The 20672-nt window shown below is 72.3% G+C and carries 19 protein-coding genes and 1 pseudogene; 12 read left to right on the top strand and 8 right to left on the bottom strand.

What is annotated here, in order from left to right; all coding sequences use genetic code 11:
• The first annotated feature begins 125 nt into the window (after window positions 1-125).
• Window positions 126-1886, top strand: a complete 1761-nt coding sequence (locus tag BZY54_RS02240) for a lytic transglycosylase domain-containing protein (protein WP_086722642.1) — start codon at window positions 126-128, stop codon at window positions 1884-1886.
• 155 nt (window positions 1887-2041) lie between these two features.
• Here BZY54_RS02240 and hrpB read toward each other — a convergent pair whose 3' ends face one another.
• Both hrpB and BZY54_RS02250 read right to left on the bottom strand, forming a co-directional pair.
• The gene (hrpB, locus tag BZY54_RS02245) at window positions 2042-4603 is read right to left on the bottom strand and encodes an ATP-dependent helicase HrpB (RefSeq protein WP_086722644.1); all 2562 of its coding nucleotides are present in this window, start codon (window positions 4601-4603) and stop codon (window positions 2042-2044) included.
• 137 nt (window positions 4604-4740) lie between these two features.
• Window positions 4741-5562: a class I SAM-dependent methyltransferase gene (locus tag BZY54_RS02250; protein ID WP_425276255.1), complete on the bottom strand. Its 822-nt coding sequence runs from the start codon at window positions 5560-5562 to the stop codon at window positions 4741-4743.
• 368 nt (window positions 5563-5930) lie between these two features.
• Here BZY54_RS02250 and rpsA point away from each other — a divergent pair, with 368 nt between their 5' ends.
• From rpsA to BZY54_RS02270, 4 genes are all read left to right on the top strand, one after another.
• Window positions 5931-7421, top strand: coding sequence for a 30S ribosomal protein S1 (gene rpsA / locus BZY54_RS02255; RefSeq protein WP_086722647.1), 1491 nt, complete (start codon window positions 5931-5933; stop codon window positions 7419-7421).
• 350 nt (window positions 7422-7771) lie between these two features.
• Window positions 7772-8710 carry a PAC2 family protein gene (locus BZY54_RS02260; protein ID WP_086722649.1) on the top strand — a complete coding sequence of 313 codons (939 nt, stop codon included), beginning with the start codon at window positions 7772-7774 and terminating at the stop codon, window positions 8708-8710.
• Between the two features lie 93 nt (window positions 8711-8803).
• Entirely contained in the window at window positions 8804-9442 is a 639-nt protein-coding gene (coaE, locus tag BZY54_RS02265; protein WP_086722650.1) for a dephospho-CoA kinase, read from the top strand.
• A gap of 50 nt (window positions 9443-9492) precedes the next feature.
• Window positions 9493-9873 (top strand): tetratricopeptide repeat protein, encoded by a 381-nt coding sequence (locus tag BZY54_RS02270; protein ID WP_086722652.1) that lies wholly within the window; start codon window positions 9493-9495, stop codon window positions 9871-9873.
• A 6-nt stretch (window positions 9874-9879) separates the two neighbouring features.
• Here the strand turns inward: BZY54_RS02270 and BZY54_RS02275 are convergent, their stop codons facing one another.
• Window positions 9880-10146: a DUF6343 family protein gene (locus BZY54_RS02275; RefSeq protein WP_086722655.1), complete on the bottom strand. Its 267-nt coding sequence runs from the start codon at window positions 10144-10146 to the stop codon at window positions 9880-9882.
• Between the two features lie 269 nt (window positions 10147-10415).
• Between BZY54_RS02275 and BZY54_RS02280 the strand changes: the two genes are divergently transcribed.
• Both BZY54_RS02280 and BZY54_RS02285 read left to right on the top strand, forming a co-directional pair.
• Window positions 10416-11102, top strand: coding sequence for a class I SAM-dependent methyltransferase (locus BZY54_RS02280; protein WP_086722676.1), 687 nt, complete (start codon window positions 10416-10418; stop codon window positions 11100-11102).
• Between the two features lie 118 nt (window positions 11103-11220).
• Window positions 11221-11670, top strand: a complete 450-nt coding sequence (locus tag BZY54_RS02285; protein WP_244216914.1) for a DoxX family protein — start codon at window positions 11221-11223, stop codon at window positions 11668-11670.
• A 35-nt stretch (window positions 11671-11705) separates the two neighbouring features.
• Here the strand turns inward: BZY54_RS02285 and BZY54_RS02290 are convergent, their stop codons facing one another.
• A complete protein-coding gene (locus BZY54_RS02290; protein ID WP_086722659.1) occupies window positions 11706-12251 on the bottom strand; it encodes an RNA-binding S4 domain-containing protein in 546 nt (181 codons plus the stop codon).
• Window positions 12252-12307: 56 nt separating this feature from the next.
• Here BZY54_RS02290 and BZY54_RS02295 point away from each other — a divergent pair, with 56 nt between their 5' ends.
• The 3 genes from BZY54_RS02295 to BZY54_RS02305 all read left to right on the top strand — a co-directional run bounded on the left by BZY54_RS02295 (window position 12308) and on the right by BZY54_RS02305 (window position 14600).
• Entirely contained in the window at window positions 12308-13006 is a 699-nt protein-coding gene (locus BZY54_RS02295) for a uracil-DNA glycosylase (protein ID WP_086722661.1), read from the top strand.
• 90 nt (window positions 13007-13096) lie between these two features.
• Entirely contained in the window at window positions 13097-14077 is a 981-nt protein-coding gene (gene pip / locus BZY54_RS02300) for a prolyl aminopeptidase (protein ID WP_086722679.1), read from the top strand.
• 337 nt (window positions 14078-14414) lie between these two features.
• Window positions 14415-14600 carry a hypothetical protein gene (locus BZY54_RS02305; protein WP_107419650.1) on the top strand — a complete coding sequence of 62 codons (186 nt, stop codon included), beginning with the start codon at window positions 14415-14417 and terminating at the stop codon, window positions 14598-14600.
• A 46-nt stretch (window positions 14601-14646) separates the two neighbouring features.
• Here BZY54_RS02305 and BZY54_RS02310 read toward each other — a convergent pair.
• From BZY54_RS02310 to BZY54_RS55255, 3 genes and pseudogenes are all read right to left on the bottom strand, one after another.
• Window positions 14647-15780, bottom strand: a pseudogene (locus tag BZY54_RS02310) (ATP-binding cassette domain-containing protein).
• Window positions 15781-16292: 512 nt separating this feature from the next.
• Window positions 16293-16784, bottom strand: coding sequence for a hypothetical protein (locus BZY54_RS02315; protein ID WP_086722663.1), 492 nt, complete (start codon window positions 16782-16784; stop codon window positions 16293-16295).
• Window positions 16775-17671, bottom strand: a complete 897-nt coding sequence (locus tag BZY54_RS55255; RefSeq protein ID WP_425276254.1) for an ATP-binding protein — start codon at window positions 17669-17671, stop codon at window positions 16775-16777. The genes BZY54_RS02315 and BZY54_RS55255 overlap by 10 nt, the downstream gene beginning before the upstream one ends.
• A 290-nt stretch (window positions 17672-17961) precedes the next feature.
• On the opposite strand from BZY54_RS55255, the gene BZY54_RS02325 reads away from it, so the two are divergent.
• Complete coding sequence (locus BZY54_RS02325; RefSeq protein ID WP_086722667.1) at window positions 17962-18822, top strand: helix-turn-helix domain-containing protein; 861 nt, start codon at window positions 17962-17964, stop codon at window positions 18820-18822.
• Entirely contained in the window at window positions 18823-19113 is a 291-nt protein-coding gene (locus tag BZY54_RS02330) for a DUF397 domain-containing protein (RefSeq protein WP_086722669.1), read from the top strand.
• Window positions 19114-19286: 173 nt separating this feature from the next.
• On the opposite strand, the gene BZY54_RS02335 is transcribed toward BZY54_RS02330, so the two are convergent.
• Window positions 19287-20672 (bottom strand): glutamate synthase subunit beta (locus BZY54_RS02335; protein WP_086722682.1); only part of this gene is annotated, 1386 nt, incomplete at its 5' end.

Below are 20672 nucleotides of genomic sequence, written 5' to 3' on the forward strand. Positions count from 1 at the left end.
GGGTCACCTGGGTCGTACATCCGAGGAGTTCCACAAGGGCAACCAGTACCGCGGGTCAACCGTCACAACAGGGCGAACAGACAGGGCAGACGGACGCTCGGGCGTCCACGGGAGGGGTTCACTCCATGGCGGCGCATTTCGGCAGGAGGCTCTACAAGGGGGCGGCTACCACCGCCGTGGCCGCGGCAGCGGTCGCGGCTCTCACCGCCTCCCAGGCTCCCGGGGTGACGGTGGACGACCAGGGGAGACAGACCGCCACCGGTGCGGCGCCCACGCCCGACGTCAACGCCGACGGTGACGGCGCCGCGACCGGAAACTCGCCGTACTACACGGACCTGCCCCCGCTCAACAGCCCCGACCCGGCGAACCCGGCGCCCACCGTGGGCACCCCGGCCTCCCGGACGCCGGCCGAGGCGGGCATACCCGCCACCGTCCTCGACGCCTACCGGAAGGCCGAGGCGGAACTGCGGGACACCAGGCCGGGCTGCAACCTGCCCTGGCAACTCCTCGCCGCCATCGGCAAGGTCGAGTCCGGCCAGGCGCGCGGCGGCCGCGTCGACGAGAACGGCACGACGCTCTCGCCGATCCTCGGCCCGGTCCTCAACGGCAGCGGCTTCGCCCACATCAGCGACACCGACCACGGCGCCTACGACGGCGACACCACGTACGACCGTGCGATCGGCCCCATGCAGTTCATCCCGTCCACCTGGGCGTGGGCGGGCCGCGACGGCAACGGCGACGGCAAGAAGGACCCCAACAACGTCTACGACGCGGCCCTCGCCGCCGGCCACTACCTGTGCCGCAACGGCTGGGACCTGTCCGACGACGGCGACCTCCGCAGCGCGATCCTCAGCTACAACAACTCCCAGGACTACCTGAACACCGTGCTGTCCTGGCTGGAGTACTACCGCAAGGGCACCCACTCGATCCCCGACGGCACCGGCACACTGCCGTCCGGACGCAGCGACGACAGCACCGGGACACATCCCGAGCCGTCGTCCCCGCCGAAGGCCACCCCCAAGCCCCACAAGCCGGGCAAGTCGAACAAGCCCAGCGAGGAGCCGGGCAAGCCGGGCGGCGGCAGCCCGAGCCCGACGCCGCCGTCCACGCCGACCCCGCCGTCCACGCCGACCCCGCCGCCGTCCACGCCCCCCACTCCCACCGACACCGTGGACCACCTGCAGGACGCGGGCACCGCCAAGCTCACCGCCATGGCCGGTGATGCGTTCACCGACAAGATCAGCACCCGCGCCGAGACGAAGGCCGGCAAGGCGGTCGCCAAGGTCAGGATCCGGTTCATGGTCCTCGGTGACACCGACGCCACCTTCTCCGGCGGCGAGACGGTCGCCACGGTCGTCACCGACTCCTCGGGCGTGGCCGTCGCCCCGGCACTCCAGGCGGGCGAGAAGACGGGCGACTTCACCGTCCGTGCCCTGGTCGTCGGTCGTACGGTCTCCGGCCTCGACTACAAGGCCACCGTCACCGAGCGCGCCGCCGACACCCTCACCCGCACCAGCGACGCCCCGCCGACCTGCACCCCGGGTGGTGAGTTCGCCGATCAGGTCGAGGTCAGCGCCACCTACAAGGGCGCCGTCGCCGACAAGGTCGCGGCCACCGCCACCCTGATCAAGTCCACCGACGACCCCACCGAGAACGACAAGGGCCCCTACTTCAAGGACGCCGACGGCAAGCCCGTGCGCACCCTGAAGGACCTTCAGACGGACGCCAAGGGCCTGCTGACGCTGCCGAAGCTGTACGCGGACGACACCACCGGCACCTTCCTGCTGCGCATCACCACCACCGGCGGCGCGACGCTGACCGTGGAGCTGAAGGTGGCGGCGGCCGACACCTCGGCCGAACCGTCGCCCAGCCCCTCGGCCTCATAGTCCACGGCCGCACCGGCGCACCGGTCGCGCGGCACCGGGCATACACGACCACAGCGCCCCTCCGTCTCCGCGGAGGGGCGCCTTCGTCCGGCCCCGTCCGCTTTTGCCCCGCCCGCAGTCCCCACGCCCGCCCGACCGGGCCGGCCGGCCCGGCGTCAGGCCCGCCGCATCCGGGCGTTGGTGTGGCGGGTCGGCTCCGCGGTCGCCGGGTCCTCCGGCCAGGGGTGCTTCGGATACCGCCCGCGCAGCTCCGCCCGTACACCCCGGTAGCCGTCCCGCCAGAACGAGGCCAGGTCGGCGGTGACGGCCGCGGGCCGCCCGGCGGGGGAGAGCAGGTGCACGAGGACCGGCACCCCGGCCACCACCGGCGACTGCTGAAGCCCGAACATCTCCTGAAGCTTCACCGCCAGCACGGGCCGCTCGGGGTCGGCGTAGTCGACGCGGATCCTGGACCCGCTGGGCACGGTGATCCGCTCCGGGGCGAGCTCGTCCAGCCGGGCGGCCTCACCAGAGGCCCAGGGCAGCAGCCGGGCCAGCGCCTGCCCGGCGTCGATCCGGGCCAGGTCCGCGCGGCGGCGGGCCCTGCCGAGCTCCGGCTCCAGCCACTCCGCCACGCGCGCGTGCAGCGCCTCGTCCCGGACGTCGGGCCACGGCTCCCCGAGATGCCGGTGCAGGAACGCGAGCCGCCGGCGCAGCACCTCCGCGTCCGGCGACCACCGCAGCAGCCCGAACCCCTCCTGCCGCAGGCCGTCGAGCAGCGCGTCCCGTACGCGACCGGGGTCCGGGTCGGGGAGGGGGCGGACCGTCAGCTCCACCGCCCCCAACCGCTCGACGCTCCTGGCCACGACGTCCCCGCCGGCCCAGCGGACCTCCTCGCGCCGCTCGTGCAGCGCCCCGGCCGCGAGCCGTGCGACGTCCTCACCGACGGCCGCGGCGAGTTGCACGCGCGCGTGCCCCCTGCCGAGCGGCCGGTCGGCCACGGCCACGGCGATCCAGGGCGCTCCTCGCAGGGCCGACCCCTCGGGCAGTTCGGCCCGCGTACCCGAGGCCATGAGATACGACCCCCCGTCGAGCCTGGCGACCCGCTCGGGAAAGGCGAGGGCGGCGACGAGCCCGGCGACGCCGTCCTCCCCGGCGCCCGGCCGGCGCCCGCTACGAGGTCCCGCCCCGGCGTCCGCCGGCGCCGAAGCCTCACGGGCGGGCGGGTCGGAGACCGCCGCCGCGGCGGCCCGCAGCCGCCGGACCTCCGCACGCCACCGCGACGCGTACGCGTCACCTCCCCGCCGGGCACTGCGCAACGCGGCGGCGAGATCGTCGCCGTACTCCCGCGGTACCTCCTCGCTGAGCAGCGCGACCACCTCCGCCACCCGTTCCGCCCCGCCGGAGGCGGTCGCGTCGAGCAGGGCCCGCCCCAGCCGCGGATGCACCCCCAGTCGCGCCAGCCGCAGCCCCCGCCGTGTGGCCCGCCCCGAAGAGTCCACCGCTCCCACGGCCGTCAGCACGTCCCGCGCCGCCGCCATCGCGCCGTCCGGCGGCGGATCGAGCAACGCCAGCCCGGAGGCGTCCGGATCGCCCCAGCAAGCCGCCTGAAGGGCGAACGCGGTCAGGTCGGCCACCTGGATCTCCGGAGCGGGGAAACGCGGCAGACGGCCGTCCTCGGCCTCCGCCCAGCACCGGTACACCGTGCCCGGCGCCTCGCGCCCGGCACGGCCCGCCCGCTGCCGCCCGGCCGCCTGCGAGGCCCGTACCGTCGCGAGCGCGCTCAACCCGCGCGCGTGGTCCACGCGCGGCTCCCGCGCGAGCCCCGAGTCGACGACCACCCGCACCCCGGGCACCGTCAGCGACGACTCCGCCACGGAGGTGGCGAGCACCACCCGGCGCCGCCGCCCCGGCGCCAGCACTGCGTCCTGCACGGCCGCCGGCGCCCGCCCGTGCACCTGGAGCACCTCCACGTCACCGAGATCCCCCAGCTGCCCGGCGACCCGCGCGATCTCGCCCACGCCCGGCAGGAAGCACAGCACGTCCCCGTCCCGTTCGGCGAGCGCCCGCCGCACCACCGACGCCACGTGGGTCAGCAGCACGGGGTCCACCCGCACCCCGTGCGGCGGCCGTACCGGGCGCGCGGGCGGCGCCCACACCACCTCCACCGGATGCGACACGCCCTCGGCCTCGATCACCGCAGCGCCGCCCAGCAGCCGTGCCCAGCCCTCGGCGTCCGTGGTCGCCGACGCGGCGACCAGCCGCAGCTCCGGTCGCAGCGTCTCGCGTACGTCCCACAGGAACGCCGCCGCCGTGTCCGCGTCCAGATGCCGCTCGTGGCACTCGTCGAGCACCACCACGTCCACACCCGCCAGCTCCTGATCGCGTTGGAGCCGCTGCAGCAGCACACCGGTCGTGACGACCTCCACGCGCGCGTGTCGCCCGACGACCCGCTCTCCGCGGACCGTGTAGCCGACGCTCCCGCCGGCCTGCTCGCCCAGCAGCCACGCCATCCGCCGCGCCGCCGCGCGCGCGGCGATCCGCCGGGGCTCCGCCACGACCACCCGCCGCGACGGCCCCTTGCCCAGCAGTCCGGCCAGCGCCAGCGGCACCAGGGTCGTCTTGCCGGTGCCGGGCGGGGCCACCAGAACGGCGGTTCCCCGCCCGTCGAGGGCGTCGTTCAGGCCGGGCAGGGCGCCGCGCACCGGCAGCGCGTCCAGGGCGTCGTAACGGATCACGCCCCCAGTGTCGTACGCCCTCCGGGGTCCTCCGGACGGCGCAGGGGCCCGCACGCGTGCGTGCGGGCCCCTGCGTCAGGTCGGCTCCGGTCCCGCCTCGGTCCGGCCCGCGGACGTTCGGTCCGGCCGGCGGACGTTCAGTCCCGCTCGCAGACGAAGATCGCCGTGCCCGGGATCAGGTGGCCCCGCAGCGGGGACCAGCCGCCCCACTCGGAGGTGTTCCAGTCGGGCCACTCCGGCTCGACCAGGTCCACCAGGCGGAAGCCCGACGCCACGACGTCACGGACCCGGTCGCCCACCGTGCGGTGGTGCTCGACGTACACGGCGTGGCCGTCGTCGTCCTGCTCCACGTACGGCGTCCGGTCGAAGTAGGAGGCGGACACGCTCAGCCCCTCCGGGCCGGGCTCGTCGGGGAAGGCCCACCGGATCGGGTGCGTCACCGAGAAGACGAACCGGCCGCCCGGCCGGAGCACCCGGCGCACCTCCCGCAGCACCAGTCGCGGATCGGCGACGAAGGGCAGCGCGCCGTACGCCGAGCACGCCAGGTCGAAGGAGCCGTCCGCGAAGGGCAGGGCGCCCGCGTCGGCGCACACCAGAGGGAACGCTCCGCCGATCCGCAGCGCGTGCTGGAGCTGCCGGTGGGACAGGTCCAGGGCGACGGGGCGCGCGCCCTGGGCGGCCAGCCAGCGCGAGCACTGGGCCGCGCCGGCGCCGATCTCCAGGGCGTCCTTGCCCTTGAGCTCCTCGGGCGGGCCGAGCAGCTCGGCCTCCACCTCGTCCAGTCCCTCGGGGCACCACACGAAGCGGTCGTCGCCGAGGAAGGTGCCGTGTTCGATCTGGTACTCGTCCGCGTTCCGGTCCCACCAGCCCCGGTTGGCCCGGGCGCTCTCGGTGACACCGGCCGCCCGGCGGGTGGCCTCCGGTTCGAACGGTTCGAACGGTGCTGGCTCTTGGATGATCGGCTCCCTCGTCGTACTCTTCCGTCCAACCCGCCCCGGTGTACGCGCCGGCGGAGGGACATCCTGGTGTCGGCGTGGCCTCGGGAGACAGGTTTTCCGCCGGATATGCGGCGATACGCCCCGGGTGGGCGGCTTCGCGCATTGACCCTGCCCGGCTGCCCCCGTATGCTACAAGTTGCGCTGCGGGCCTGCGCACCTCAGACGTAGCAGGCTGCGCTCGCATCTGTTGTATGTCCCCTCGGTTCTCGAGGCGCCACAAGCGGTTTTGTGTGGCGCTTCCTTGGCTGTCCGGCTTCTGCAGAGCGAAACGGGCTCCCGGCGTAAGCAGTACCTACGACTTCAATGTCCGTACCGGAGCCCTTTCCCACATGACGAGCAGCACCGAGACCACCGCCACCACCCCGCAGGTAGCGGTCAACGACATCGGTAACGAGGAAGCCTTCCTCGCAGCGATCGACGAGACGATCAAGTACTTCAACGACGGCGACATCGTCGACGGCGTCATCGTGAAGGTCGACCGGGACGAGGTCCTGCTCGACATCGGTTACAAGACCGAAGGTGTCATCCCGAGCCGCGAGCTCTCGATCAAGCACGACGTCGACCCGAACGAGGTCGTCGCCGTCGGCGACGAGATCGAGGCCCTGGTCCTCCAGAAGGAGGACAAGGAAGGCCGCCTGATCCTCTCGAAGAAGCGCGCCCAGTACGAGCGTGCCTGGGGCACCATCGAGAAGATCAAGGAAGAGGACGGCATCGTCACCGGTACCGTCATCGAGGTCGTCAAGGGTGGCCTCATCCTCGACATCGGCCTGCGTGGCTTCCTTCCGGCCTCCCTGGTCGAGATGCGCCGTGTCCGCGACCTCCAGCCGTACGTCGGCAAGGAGCTCGAGGCCAAGATCATCGAGCTGGACAAGAACCGCAACAACGTGGTCCTGTCCCGTCGTGCCTGGCTGGAGCAGACCCAGTCCGAGGTCCGCCAGACGTTCCTCACGACCCTGCAGAAGGGTCAGGTCCGCTCCGGTGTGGTCTCCTCGATCGTCAACTTCGGTGCCTTCGTGGACCTGGGTGGCGTCGACGGTCTGGTCCACGTCTCCGAGCTGTCCTGGAAGCACATCGACCACCCCTCCGAGGTCGTCGAGGTCGGCCAGGAGGTCACCGTCGAGGTCCTCGACGTCGACATGGACCGCGAGCGCGTCTCCCTGTCGCTGAAGGCGACCCAGGAAGACCCGTGGCAGCAGTTCGCCCGCACCCACCAGATCGGCCAGGTCGTGCCCGGCAAGGTCACGAAGCTGGTTCCGTTCGGTGCGTTCGTCCGCGTGGACGAGGGCATCGAGGGTCTGGTCCACATCTCCGAGCTGGCCGAGCGCCACGTGGAGATCCCGGAGCAGGTCGTCCAGGTCAACGACGAGATCTTCGTCAAGGTCATCGACATCGACCTCGAGCGTCGCCGCATCAGCCTCTCGCTGAAGCAGGCCAACGAGTCCTTCGGTGCCGACCCGACGGCGGTCGAGTTCGACCCGACCCTGTACGGCATGGCCGCGTCCTACGACGACCAGGGCAACTACATCTACCCCGAGGGCTTCGACCCGGAGACCAACGACTGGCTGCCGGGCTACGAGAAGCAGCGCGAGGAGTGGGAGCGCCAGTACGCCGAGGCGCAGGCCCGCTTCGAGCAGCACCAGGCGCAGGTCATCAAGTCCCGCGAGGCGGACGCCGCTGCCGCCGCCGAGGGTGGCGAGGCCGCCGCTCCGGCCGCGTCCGGCGGTTCGTACTCCTCCGAGGGCGGCGACAGCTCCGGCGCGCTGGCGTCGGACGAGGCGCTGGCCGCCCTGCGCGAGAAGCTGGCCGGCGGCCAGAGCTGACCGCTCACCGCTAGGCACTAGCCGATAGCTGCGGCCCGTACCCCCGCTCCTTGGGGGTACGGGCCGCAGTCGTGTGCCGCGCGAGTGGACCTCCCGGGGGGCATGTCTGGCACCCCTTGCGGTGGCATACCTTCCGCAGCCCCGGCCGGACTGCCAGCCGTGCGTCCTGGTGGAGGGCCGCTCTTTGTTCCTGTAGGTGAACGATGAGCACTCACGTGGACGGCGGGTTGCTCCGAGAGGGTGGGAGCAGGGCATGTTCGCGTCAAGCTTGCGGCGATGTGGGCGAGTTGGGGAATGCCTGGGTCGCGTGTCTCGTTGTGAACCTACGAACACGAGGAGGGGCGGTCACAGTGCTTGATCCGCAGGGTTTGTACGCATGGGAGCCGAAGGGCCTGGCGGTCGTCGACATGGCGCTGGCCCAGGAGTCGGCCGGCCTTGTCATGCTCTACCACTTCGACGGATACATCGACGCGGGCGAGACCGGCGACCAGATCGTCGAGGGGCTTCTGGACGCACTGCCCCACCAGGTCGTGGCGCGCTTCGACCACGACCGGCTCGTCGACTACCGGGCCCGCCGCCCGTTGCTGACCTTCAAGAGCGACCGCTGGACGGAGTACGAGGAGCCCGTCATCGAGGTGCGCCTCGTCCAGGACGCCACCGGTGCGCCCTTCCTGCTGCTGTCCGGGCCGGAGCCCGACGTGGAGTGGGAGCGCTTCGCCGCGGCGGTACGGCAGATCGTGGAGCGGCTCGGCGTCCGGCTGTCGGTGAACTTCCACGGCATCCCCATGGGCGTCCCCCACACCCGCCCGGTGGGCCTGACCCCGCACGGCAACCGCAGCGACCTCGTTCCCGGCCACCACAGCCCCTTCGCGGAGGCACAGGTGCCGGGCAGTGCCGAGGCGCTGCTGGAGTACCGCCTGATGGAGGCCGGGCACGACGTCCTCGGGGTGGCCGCGCACGTGCCGCACTACATCGCCCGTTCCCCGTACCCGGACGCGGCGCTGACCGTCCTGGAGGCGATCACCGCGGCCACCGGCCTGGTCCTGCCGAGCGTCGCGCACTCCCTGCGCAACGACGCCCTCCGCACCCAGACGGAGATCGACCGCCAGATCCGGGAGGGCGACGAGGAGCTCACCTCCCTCGTCCAGGGGCTTGAGCACCAGTACGACGCCGCCGCGGGCGCGGAGACCCGGGGCAACATGCTGGCCGAACCCATCGACATCCCCTCGGCGGACGAGATCGGCCGCGAGTTCGAGAGGTTCCTGGCGGAGCGGGAGGGCGACAACTGAGGCGCCGGCAGGGCGACGACCGAGGCTCGCGGGCAGGGCGGGAGCGCAGGCCCGCCGGGCGGGCCGCCGGTGGCAACGCCTAAGCTTCCGCTCATGTTGAAGGTGGGCCTGACCGGGGGCATCGGAGCCGGTAAGAGCGAGGTGTCGCGGCTGCTCGTCGAGTGCGGGGCCGTGCTGATCGACGCCGACCGGATCGCACGGGAGGTCGTCGCTCCGGGCACACCCGGCCTCGCCGCGGTCGTCGGGGCCTTCGGCCAGGGGGTGCTCGCCGCCGACGGCAGCCTGGACCGGCCCAAGCTGGGCTCCATCGTCTTCGCCGACCCGGAGAAGCTCTCAGTCCTGAACTCGATCGTCCACCCCCTGGTGGGCGCCCGCTCCCGCGAACTGGAGGAGGCCGCCGCCGAGGACGCCGTCGTCGTCCACGACGTCCCGCTCCTCACGGAGAACGGCCTCGCCCCGCTCTACGACCTCGTGATCGTCGTCGACGCGAGCGCCGAGACCCAGCTCGACCGGCTCATGCGGCTGCGCGGCATGACCGAGAACGACGCCCGTGCGCGCATGGCCGCCCAGGCCACGCGGGACAAGCGGCTGGAGATCGCGGACATCGTCATCGACAACGACGTGCCGCTGGAACGGCTTCGTCAACGGGTGAGGGAGGTCTGGGCCGAGCTCGTCCGCAGGGCGGCACACACCGCGCAGGCGGAACCCCGGGAAGAAGAGCCTCAGGAATAGGGGTGTCCCGCCGGGGCGTTGAACCCTTCCTGCGAGGGAAGGACTGTGCCGTGCCCGAAACCAGCGGTTCGCCCGGACGTACTCCGGAGACGCATGTCATCGACTTCCGCGCCGCCGAGCAGCTGCTCGCCGCACGGGACCCTCGGGGCGCGGTGAAACTGCTCGACGGGGTCATCGCCGCTCATCCCGAGAACACGGCCGCCCGGCTGCTGCGCGCCCGTGCCTTCTTCGCGGCCGCGCAACTGCGACCCGCCGAGCTGGAGTTCACCATCGTCCTGGAGCGTGAGCCGGACAACGCGTTCGCGCACTTCGCGCTCGCCCGGACCTACGAGCGGCAGGGCCGCCCCGACCAGGCCAAGCGCCACTTCCGGCTGGCCGCCGCGCTGGACCCGAACCCGGAGTACCTCCAGCGCGCCCGGTTCGACACCTGACCCCGCCTACCGGCGCCGCTGGTCCGGCGGCCAGTACGGCGGGACGTCGCGCCCCGGCTGGTAGTGGGGACCCTGCCGCAGATGCCGGACGACCACGGTGAAGTCGACGGCGATCACCAGCCACAGCACCCCGAACGCGGCCGCCCATCCAGGCTGACCGAGCAGCCCGAACACCGCCGTGCCGAACAGCGCCCAGAACATCCCCCACAAGCACAGCCAGAAGCGCGCTCGCAGAGCACTGCGCGCAGTCGCCGGCTCACTGCCCGTACGCATCGTCGGTCACCACTCCTCCTTGCAAATTACTCTCCGACCAGGACGTTCACCACGGGAAAGCCGGGGGAGGGGCGTCTCGGAAACGCGGACGGGGGGCCACGGTCCAGGTGGTACGGGGCAGGCGCACCGGGGAGAGAGGCTCCCGTCCGGGACGGGAGGCCAACGGGAACACTCGCCGCTCACTCGAGGCACTCACTCGAACGGGTGAAGCGGGCCGGGGCGGGAACGGCCGTGCGGATGCGGGCCGTTGTCCGGGCATGGGGCTGAACATGCGTGAGGGCTATCAGGGCACCGGACCGGGAGCGATCACCCCGGACGGCTGCGCGGTGGAGTTGTACGCGCGGCTGCCGGTCGGCAGCGAACCGGACATCGTCGCCGCCGCCGTACCCGCGGGCGCGCACATCCTGGAACTGGGCTGCGGTGTGGGCCGCGTGACCCACCCGCTGCTGCGGCGCGGCTTCACCGTGACGGCGGTGGACGAGTCCCCGCAGATGCTGCAGCGGGTGCGCGGCGCACGGACCATATGCAGCCCGATCGAGCAGCTGGATCTGGGAGAGACCTTCGACGTCGTCATGCTCGCGTCGTTCCTGGTGCACGCAGGCGACGCAGAGGTACGGCGGGGGCTGCTGCGCACCTGCGCACGGCATGTCGCCCAGGACGGCTGCGTCCTGATCCAGCGGGAAGGGGCTGACTACCACACCGATCTGCCCCGCGAGCGCGTCGATCCCAGTGGTTTCACGGTCCGGATCCTGTCCGCCGAACCGGTCGGGGACGGAGTGGACTCGGTGCGTGCGGAGTACGTGTTCCCGGACGCCACCTGGACGCAGACGTTCCTGTCCCGGCCGCTGACCGGAGAGCAGTTCGAGGAGGCACTGGAGGAGGCGGGGCTGCAGACCGACCGGTGTCTGACCGACGACGGGACCTGGGTGAGAGCCGTACGCCGACAGGGGAGCTGACCGGGGGCCCGAGCGGAGAAGGCGGTCCACGAAATCCGCCGGGGCACCGATGAGTTCCGTGGCCGGGGCCGGTCTACCTCTTCGACCGCACCACGGACCACTTCCCCAAGGAGACCTCGTGTCCGAGACCGCCGCTTCCGTCCCGTCCGTCGCCACCGACCCGTCCGCCGGGTCAGCTCGTGGCCGCCGTACCGCCCGCATCGCCCTGCGCTCCGTGCAGGTGCTGCTCGCCCTGTTCTACGGGATCGCGAGCGCCCTGCCCAAACTCATCGCGCATCCATCGGCCGCCGACTCCTTCGACAGGATCGGCTGGGGCAGTGCGGGCATGTACACCATCGGCGCGCTGGAGCTGGCCGGAGCCGTCGCACTGCTGATCCCGGTACTGCAGTCGGTGGCGGCGCTGGCACTGAGCGCGCTGATGGTCGGCGCGTTCGTCGTCCAGCTCACCGTCTTCGACGGCCAGAACGCAGCGACCCCGATCATCCTGGTCGTGCCGCTCGGCCTCATCGCCTGGGCCCGGCGTGGCCACAACGCGGAGCTGCTGCGGCTGGTGCGGCGGCAGGCGTGACCACGGGACGGGCGCCGCGCGCGGCCCCGCGACCGTCACCGGCCGCGCGGCCGGCCGGCGGGCCCGCTCGGACCGTCCAGGCCGCCCAGGTCGCGCAGACGCTCCAGTTCGCGACGGTCGCGCTTGGTGGGCCGGCCGGCACCTCGGTCGCGCACGCCGATCGGAGCGACGGCCTCGCGGGGCGGGGGCGGCGGGGAGTTGTCGACGTAGCACTGCACGGCCACGGGAGCACCGACCCGCTTGCGGATCAGACGCCTGACGACGACGATCCGCTCGCGGCCTTCCTGCCGCAGGCGCACCTCGTCGCCGACGCGGACGGAGTGGGCGGGCTTCACCCGCTCGCCGTTCACCCGGACGTGCCCGCCCCGGCAGGCGGTGGCCCCGACGGAACGGGTCTTGACCAGACGTACGGCCCAGATCCAGCTGTCGATCCGCACGGACTCACCGCTCGCCGGGCCGGCCGCCTCGGCGGCGGCGATGGCGGCGGCGACCTTCGGATCCACGGCCGCGGCGGGCGACTCGCCGGAGCCCCCTGCGCCCGTGTCCTGGTCACGGTCCCTGACGTCGTCCTCGGAAGCCATGGCTTCGACCTTAGTCTCTTGGACCGGCCGCACTGGACCAATTTACGGTGGGGGGTATGGACAGCAGCAGCCTCGCGGCCCTCGACCAGCGGATTGCGCAGTGCCGTGCCTGCCCGCGTCTGGTCGCCTGGCGTGAGGAGGTCGCCCGTACCAAGCGGGCCGCGTTCGCCGACTGGACGTACTGGGGCCGCCCAGTGCCGGGCTTCGGGCCCCCCGACGCGCGGCTGCTGATCGTGGGACTCGCCCCGGCCGCACACGGCGGCAACCGCACCGGCCGCATGTTCACGGGAGACCGGTCCGGGGACGTGCTGTACGAGGCGCTGTACGACGTGGGCCTCGCCTCGCAGCCCACCTCCGTCGCCGCCGACGACGGACTGGAACTGTACGGCGTGCGGATCACCTCGCCCGTGCACTGCGCCCCACCCGCCAACAAGCCGACGCCCGGCGAGCGGGACACCTGCCGGCCCTGGCTCGTCCAGGAGCTGCATCTGCTGCGGCCCACCCTGCGCGCGGTGGTCGTGCTCGGCGCGTTCGGCTGGCAGGCCGCACTGCCGGCGTTCGCCGAGGCGGGCTGGACGGTCCCCCGCCCCCGCCCCGCCTTCGCCCACGGAGCACGGGTACCGCTCGACGGCCTCGAGCTCTTCGGCTGCTTCCACGTCAGCCAGCGCAACACCTTCACCGGCAGGCTCACCCCGGCGATGCTCCGTGACGTCCTGCGGACGGCGGCGAAGGCGGCGGGACTGCCGACGAGATGACCCGCGCCGAGGGGAAGCCCGCCACGGCGGTCCCACGGCACCGGGGAAAATGAGGCGACTCGGCCGATGAACGGCGGCTACCTTCCCCCGATGGGCCTGTATCCGGAGATCGAACCGTACGACCAAGGCATGCTCGACGTCGGCGACGGCAACCGCCTGTACTGGGAGACCTGCGGAAATCCGCTCGGCAAGCCGGCGGTGATGCTGCACGGCGGTCCGGGTTCCGGCTGCACGCCCGGCCACCGGCGCTACTGCGATCCCGCCGCGTACCGGATCGTGCTGCTCGACCAGCGCGGCTGCGGACGCTCCACACCGCACGCGAGCGCGTACGACACCGACATGAGCGTCAACACGACCGACCACCTGATCGCCGACCTGGAGCTGCTGCGCGGCCACCTGGGCATCGAGCGATGGCTGGTGTGGGGCGCCTCATGGGGTTCGGTGCTGGCGCTGCGCTACGCCCAGACACATCCCGCAGCCGTTTCCGAGCTGGTGCTGACGGGCGTCGCGACCGGCTCGAACGCCGAGGTCACGCTGCTGACCCACCGGCTGGGCCGGATCTTCCCGGAGGCCTTCGGACACCTCCTCGCCGAACTGCCCGAGGACACCGACCGCGCCGGGAACCTCGCGGCCGCCTGCAACCGGCTGATCGAGTCACCCGACCCGTCGGTGCGCGAGCGGGCGGCGCGCGCCTGGACCGACTGGGAGACAGCGATGATCCCCGCGCCGCCGCGCTCCGTCGCTCGTTACGAGGACCCCGCGTTCCGCATGGGCTTCGCCCGAACCGTCACGCACTACTTCGGCAACGACCACTTCCTCGGCCCGGGCAACGACGAGGGCGTGGTGCTGCGCGACGCCCACCTGCTCGGCGGCATCCCCGGCACCCTCGTCCAGGGCAGCCTGGACTTCGGCAACCTCCTGGGCACCGTCTGGCGCCTGAACCAGGCCTGGCCCGGCAGCGAGCTGGTCGTCGTGGACCAGGCCGGGCACGATGCGGGAGCCCCGGGCGTGGTGGATGCCCTGGTCGCGGCGACGGACAGGTACGCACGGCTCGAGGCGGGCCCGCGATGAGCCGGTCGGACCAGATCATCGACGACTGGGACCTCACCGTCCCGACGACATCCTCAGTGGTCCGACGGCGTGTCCCACGGCCTTGACCGAGGCCGTCACCAGGATCGAAAAGTTCTCCAGCACCGCCGTCGACGCCGCGGCAACCACCACGGACGGGTGAACACGAGGTGTACGCGGCTTGACGCGGTAGGTGATCAATTGAGCCGAAAGTGTGAGGTGAGACCCACTTTTGGCATTGAACTCGTGTCGAGTACGTCTCAGTACCATCACTGGACGAGGCGTTCACCCCATGTTTGGCGTTTAAATCTGTCGAGTACGCGCTACATGGAGGTGCAGGGTGAACGGGCGAACGGTGCTCGAGCGCTTTCCCGCCGGCGGGCCGCGAGGGTCGTGGCCGGCGGAGGAGTTCGCGCATGCGCGGCGTCTGGAGGGCCTGCCCGCCGAGGTCGTGATGGACCTCGCGACGGACACCTTCCTGGTGATCGTCCGGGGCGGCGAGGGCGGCGGTGACGTGACCGCCTGAACCGGTGCCGCAGTGGGCTCTCAGGCTGACGTGGACACGACTTGAGTCAGCTCGCCTCCGGCGCGGTCGGGGCTGGGATGCCCGCCGCGAACTGCGCCGCCTGGAGCGCGTACAGCTCCGCGTACAGGCCCCCGGTGGCCAGCAGCTCCTCCGGCGGCCCGGACCACCAGCCGGCCCCGGTCGAGGACGTGCACCAGGTCGGCGTGGCGCACCGACGCCAGCCGGTGCGTGATCAGGACCACCGTCTGGCCGCTCCCGGCCAGCCCCCGGATCCGCTCGAAGACCTCCAGCTCGGCACGGGCGCCCAGGGCCGCCGTCGGCTCGTCCACGATCAGGATGCGACCGCGCCGGTAGGCCGCCCGCTGCCCAGTCGCTGCCACTGGCCGCCGGACAGCTCGTGCCCGCCGCTGAAGTGCCGGGCCAGCAGGGTGTCCAGGCCCCTGGGCAGATCCGCGACCACCTCCTCGGCACCCGCCTCGCGGACCGCGGCGGCCGGCCGCTTCTCGGTCAGCGGGTCCGACGAGCGGCCCACGGCCACATTGACCCGGGCGGTGAACGGCCAGCGCTTGAAGTCCTGCGCCACCATCGCGATGCGCTCGGCGAGCGGCCGGATCGTGGCTCTGGTCGGCGAGAACGCGCTCCAGGCGCTCGGCAGCGTCATGGTCGCCAGCAGCGGCAGCAGCACCGGGCGCAGCACGGTCAGGACGCCCGCCGCCGCGACCAGCGAGATCATCGCGTTCACCACGCGCGTGCCGTACGAGATCATCCGGCGGGCCGAGGCGGCGCCGTACTGGGCGGTGCCCAGCAGCTTGTGGAAGGCGTGGTCCTCGATCGCCGACAGTTCCACCGCCGCCGCCCGCTCCAGGTACAGCTCGGTCGCCACCCGCTCCACCTTGGGCTCCAGCCGGCCCGTCGCGTATGTCGACGCCGCCCGCAGCAGTGCGCCGACCAGCATCACCGCCGCCATGGCGACCAGCGCGGGCACGGCACCGCGCAGCCGGTCCTGCAGCGGGCCCCCGCTGATCACCCGGCTCAGCACACTGTTGACCGCCAGCAGACTGATCGCCTGCGCGATGCCCCGGACCGCCTCGGCGGCCAGCACCGTGTGCGTGGCCCGCCGATCGGCCTGGCGGGCCAGCCGGAAACTTGCGGCGAGCAGGCCGGGCAGCCGCCGCACCATGCCCCGGAAGTTCAGTTCCAGGAAGGCGTCGTGGTGCTGGCTCCAGCCCGTGTCGTAGCGCAGCGGGCCACCGAAGAGCAGCCGTTCCGACTCGGAGACCTCGGGGCCGGGTTTCTCGGGCCCCGGCTTGTCGGGTCCGGCCGTCCCAGGGGCGGATGTTTCACGGTCGGAGGTCTCACCGTCGGGCGTCTCGGGAACCGGCGGCGTGTCGCCCTCCGGTGTTCCGGGGCCGGGTGGTGCTTCGCCTTCGGGCGGCTGGAGGGCGGGTTTCCCGGGGGCGGGTGTTCCGCCTCGGGGCGTCTCGGGCCCGGGCGCTCGCTGTCCGGCTGCTGCCTGCTCGGCCGTCCCGCCTCCCCGCTTGCGCCTCGTCCCCACCGACAGCCTCCCCCGATCGTGAGCGGAGGGCCACTATGGCCGGGCGCGCGCGCTCCGGGCAGGGCGCGTGACCCGGCAGGCGAAGCGCGCGGGCGCGCACGCCGTGCGCGGGTATGGCCGGCGCCGCCGGCCCGCGCTCACGCGCTGACCGGACGGGACCACGCCGGGGTCGTCCCCGTGACCCGGCACAGTGCCAGGTACAACGGGATCGGCGGGGTGTAGGGGACCGTTCCCTCCGGTCGGTGGATGAGGGCGGGGAGCGGAGCCCGCGGGGTGTCGGGGAGTACCGCACCGGTGGCGTAGTGCGCGGGGGAGGGCCACCGCAGGGCGTAGTCGGAGTCGGCCGGGAGAATCCACCACCAGTGCGTCTCGTCGGCGTAGACGCACCCCACGCGGGGCAGCCGCTGCATCAGCAGGGCACCGAAGCGGGCCGGTACCGCCACCGCGTCGCAACCCAGTGGGACCGTCATACCCTCCGGGAGGGACAGCCGCCGGGGCGCACCGACGTCGCCGGTGGAGGCGGTTCCGCCGGACGTGGCGGGCCGGCCCGTCGCGCGTCCCAGGCGCACGAGCGTGTCCAGGCCGAGTACCTGGCCGGAGCCGGAGGGGCCGGCACCGCTCACAGCCATACGGCCCCCGTTCCGTGCGCTTCGTGCGGTAGATGCGATGTGTGGTGCGACAGCTGAGATCGATGGGGTCCGTGTGGTCCGTATGCCCTGCGGAGCCGTGCGGCCTGAGGGGCGTCCTCGTCGTCCGGCGGAGCCGGGTGCGGGGTCGGTGACGGGTCCGGCATCGGGTACGGCTTCGGGCGGGCGCCCCAGCCGAGGTCGCCCCGGGCCTCGTGCGTGTCCGGAACCTCGTGCACGGCCGCCGCCTGTGTGTCCTGCGCCGTGCCGGTCGCCTCCTGCGCGGCGTGGACAGGACCCAGCGGGGCGGTTGCCTGCTGCCCGATGCATGTCGCGACCGGCGTGTCGTCGGTCGTCGCCGGCGCGGTAAGGGCCGCGTCCCATGTGGCGTCGGTCGCGTCCTTCCCGGTGCCCGTCCTACGCGCCAGCTCCGCCCACACCACGAGCCCCGGGCCGTGCTGCTGCGCGCCCCAGGACCGGCACATGGCCCCGACGAGGAACAGTCCCCTCCCGTGCTCCTCCTCCGGCCGCTGCGGGGACGGATGCGGTTCACCCGGCGCGCGGCCCTCGTCACGCACGGCTATGCGCACCAGGTCCGCGCCGTCCTGAAGTTCGCAGACGACCCTGCTGCTCGCGGTGTGCACGATGGCGTTGGTGACCAGCTCGGATATGACCAGGTCGGCGGTGTCACAGGTGTCCTCGCACACCGACCAGGCGGTCAACCGGGCCCGGGTCAGGCGTCTGGCCTGGGCGGGAGAACCCGGGTGTGCGGCCAGCTCGAAGCGGAACCGGCGCTCGGCAACGGCCCCCTCGGGGCCCGTTCCCGTGATGGCACCGGGGGCAAGGAGACCCGCGGTGGCGTCTGTTCCTAAAGGCGGAGACGGAATCACGCTTGCCACTATCTCCCCGCCGTGGACACTTGGCAAGTGGCACTATGGAAAATGCAGAGTGCTGTATGACGCGGTGAAGGGCCGTGGCACACTGCTCGCAACAGCACGTCGCGCGGCGCCAGTTGGGATCGTCGAGGATCCGTCGGATCTTCGAACGGATCTTCGAGTGGCGCCGTAGGGCTGTCAGGATTCCTTGGGCCTGCGGGGGTTCACCCCGGGGGTCCGCACGACTCCTTCAGGCCCGTCGGAACTCCTCGGCGGAGTCCGGGACTCTTCGGTGGAGGTGGAGCATGAGCGAACCGCGGTCGGCACCGACCGTCGGGCAGGTCGTGCTCGGTCGGCGCCTGCTCGACCTGCGGGAACGGGCCGGACTCAAACGCGAGGAGGCCGCCCGGGTCCTCCGCGTCGCGCCGGCCACCGTCCGCCGCATGGAGACGGCAGAAGTCTCCCTCAAAATCCCGTACCTGCAACTGCTGCTGAAGGCGTACGGCGTCCCTGACGACGAGGCCGAGGCCTTCGTGCAACTCGCCGAGGACGCCAACCGGCCCGGCTGGTGGCAGCGCTTCCACGACATCCTGCCGGGCTGGTTCTCGATGTACGTCAGCCTGGAAGGCGCCGCGGCGCTCATCCGGTCCTACGAACCCCACTTCGTGCCCGGACTGCTCCAGACCGAGGACTACGCACGCGGGGTGCTCAAGTCGGGGGCCATCGGCCAGACCAGTCCAGAGGACATCGAGCGCCATGTCGCCCTGCGCATGCAACGCCAGGAACTGCTCACCCGTCCCGACGCGCCCCGGTTCTGGGTCGTGCTCGACGAGACCGCACTGCGCCGCCCGGTCGGCGGCCCGGAGGTGATGCGTGCTCAGGTCGACAAGCTGCTCGACGCCACGAAGCTGCCCAACGTGACCCTGCAGATAGCCCCGTTCTCCTCGGGGCCGCACCCCGGCACGTACGGGCCCTTCGTGCTGTTCCGATTCGCCATGCCCGAACTTCCGGACATGGTCTACAGCGAGTACCTGACCGGCGCCGTCTACCTGGACGCGCGCGAGGAGGTGGCGACCCACCTCGAGGTCATGGACCGCATGGCGGCTCATGCCGCTACGGCACATCGCACGAAGGAGATCCTCCGGGATCTCCGCAAGGAGCTGTGAATGGATCGCATCACGTCCCAGCCCGCCTCACGGGGCCGCGGCGACCGGATCCGCGGCGAGCGGATCTACAACGGCATGCCCGCCAGGGAACTGGGCAGCGAGGGCTGGCACAAGCCGTGGAGCGGCGGCAACGGCGGCAACTGCCTGGAGGCGATGAAGCTGGCCGACGGCCGGATCGCGGTACGCCAGTCGACCGACCCGGACGGGCCGGCGCTCATATACACCACCGACGAGATGACCGCCTTCATCGAAGGCGCCAAGGCGGGGGTGGCCGACTTCCTGCTCTCCTGAACCTGCCTGGATGTTTCCTCTGCCTCGACTTCCTAATTCTGGCGCCACCTTGAGCACGTCCGAGAACACGTCCGACTACCTCACGCACTTCTCCTTCACACGCCTCTGCCTCACACGTCCCCACCTCACATGACCCGGCACGGGCCGTCCGTCCGGCTGCCCGCCGAAGTCACCTACTGCACGGCCATCGGCCGGTCGTACGGCCCGATCGGCGCCGGCAGTCGCGAACTCCCCGTCAGGTAGTGATCGACTGCCGCCGCCACCGACCGCCCCTCCGCGATCGCCCACACGATCAGCGACTGACCGCGCGCGGCGTCCCCCGCCGCGAACACACCGGGCACGTTCGTCGTGAAGTCGGCGCCGCGCGCGAGCGTGCCGCGCGGCGCGAGGTCGAGCCCCAGCTGGTCGATCAGCCCGTCCCGCCGGTCCGGCCCGGAGAAGCCGAGCGCGAGCAGCACCAGGTCGGCCGGGAGGGCCCGCCCGGTGCCCGGCAGCGGGCGCCGCTCCGCGTCCACCTCGACCAGGTGCAACTCGCGCACATGGCCGTCCGCGTCACCGGTGAAGCGCAGCGTCGACGCCGCGAACAGCCGCGCGTCGGCGTCCGCGGCGGGCGCCGTGCGCAGCACCCCCGCCTCCTCGTGCGCCGCCGACAACCGGTAGATCTTTGGATACGTCGGCCACGGCTCGATGTCCTCGTCGCGCTCCGCTCCGGGCTGGGCGTAGATGTCCAACTGGGTCACGGACGCGGCACCCTCCCGCACCGCCGTACCCAGACAGTCGGCCCCCGTGTCACCCCCGCCCACGATGACCACATGCCGGTCCGCCGCGCACAACGGCGAGACCGCGATGTCCCCCTCGCACACCCGGTTGGCGAGCGGCAGATACTCCATTGCCTGATGGATCCCGGCCAACTCGCGGCCCGGCACCTCCAGTTCACGCCACGCCGTGGCTCCCGTGGCGATCACCACGGCGTCGCAGCGCGAACGAAGCTCCGCAGCCCCGATGTCCTGCCCCACCACCGAGGACGTACGGAACTTGGTCCCCTCGGCCAGCATCTGCTCCAGCCGGCGTTCCAGGTGGCGCTTCTCCATCTTGAACTCGGGGATGCCGTACCGCATCAGCCCGCCGAGCCGGTCGTCCCTCTCGTACACGGTCACCGTGTGTCCCGCGCGGGTCAGCTGCTGGGCCGCGGCGAGCCCGGTCGGCCCCGAGCCGACCACGGCGACGGTCCGCTCCGACAGCCGGTCCGGCGGACGCGGTGGGGCGAAACCCTCCTCCCACGCCCGGTCGGCGATGGCGCACTCGACGTTCTTGATGGTGACGGCGGGCTGGTTGATCGCCAGCACGCAGCCCGCCTCGCACGGCGCCGGACACAGACGGCCGGTGAACTCGGGGAAGTTGTTCGTGGCGTGCAACCGGTCGGCGGCCGCCCGCCAGTCCTCCCGCGAGACAAGGTCGTTCCACTCGGGGATCAGGTTGCCCAGCGGGCAGGCCTCGTGGCAGAACGGCACACCGCAGTCCATGCAGCGGTCGGCCTGCTTGCTGATGATCGGCAGCAG

The organism is Streptomyces carpinensis (assembly GCF_002154505.1).
Taxonomy (GTDB): Bacteria; Actinomycetota; Actinomycetes; order Streptomycetales; family Streptomycetaceae; genus Streptomyces; species Streptomyces carpinensis.

What these genes read in the sequence shown, in the direction of transcription:
- BZY54_RS02295 (WP_086722661.1), top strand. Translation starts at nt 12,308, where the DNA reads ATGGACAGCAGCAGCCTCGCGGCCCTCGACCAGCGGATTGCGCAGTGC.
- BZY54_RS02325 (WP_086722667.1), top strand. Translation starts at nt 17,962, where the DNA reads ATGAGCGAACCGCGGTCGGCACCGACCGTCGGGCAGGTCGTGCTCGGT.
- BZY54_RS02280 (WP_086722676.1), top strand. Translation starts at nt 10,416, where the DNA reads ATGCGTGAGGGCTATCAGGGCACCGGACCGGGAGCGATCACCCCGGAC.
- BZY54_RS02290 (WP_086722659.1), bottom strand. Translation starts at nt 12,251, where the DNA reads ATGGCTTCCGAGGACGACGTCAGGGACCGTGACCAGGACACGGGCGCA.
- BZY54_RS02275 (WP_086722655.1), bottom strand. Translation starts at nt 10,146, where the DNA reads ATGCGTACGGGCAGTGAGCCGGCGACTGCGCGCAGTGCTCTGCGAGCG.
- rpsA (WP_086722647.1), top strand. Translation starts at nt 5,931, where the DNA reads ATGACGAGCAGCACCGAGACCACCGCCACCACCCCGCAGGTAGCGGTC.
- BZY54_RS02240 (WP_086722642.1), top strand. Translation starts at nt 126, where the DNA reads ATGGCGGCGCATTTCGGCAGGAGGCTCTACAAGGGGGCGGCTACCACC.
- pip (WP_086722679.1), top strand. Translation starts at nt 13,097, where the DNA reads ATGGGCCTGTATCCGGAGATCGAACCGTACGACCAAGGCATGCTCGAC.
- BZY54_RS02315 (WP_086722663.1), bottom strand. Translation starts at nt 16,784, where the DNA reads ATGGCTGTGAGCGGTGCCGGCCCCTCCGGCTCCGGCCAGGTACTCGGC.
- coaE (WP_086722650.1), top strand. Translation starts at nt 8,804, where the DNA reads ATGTTGAAGGTGGGCCTGACCGGGGGCATCGGAGCCGGTAAGAGCGAG.
- BZY54_RS02330 (WP_086722669.1), top strand. Translation starts at nt 18,823, where the DNA reads ATGGATCGCATCACGTCCCAGCCCGCCTCACGGGGCCGCGGCGACCGG.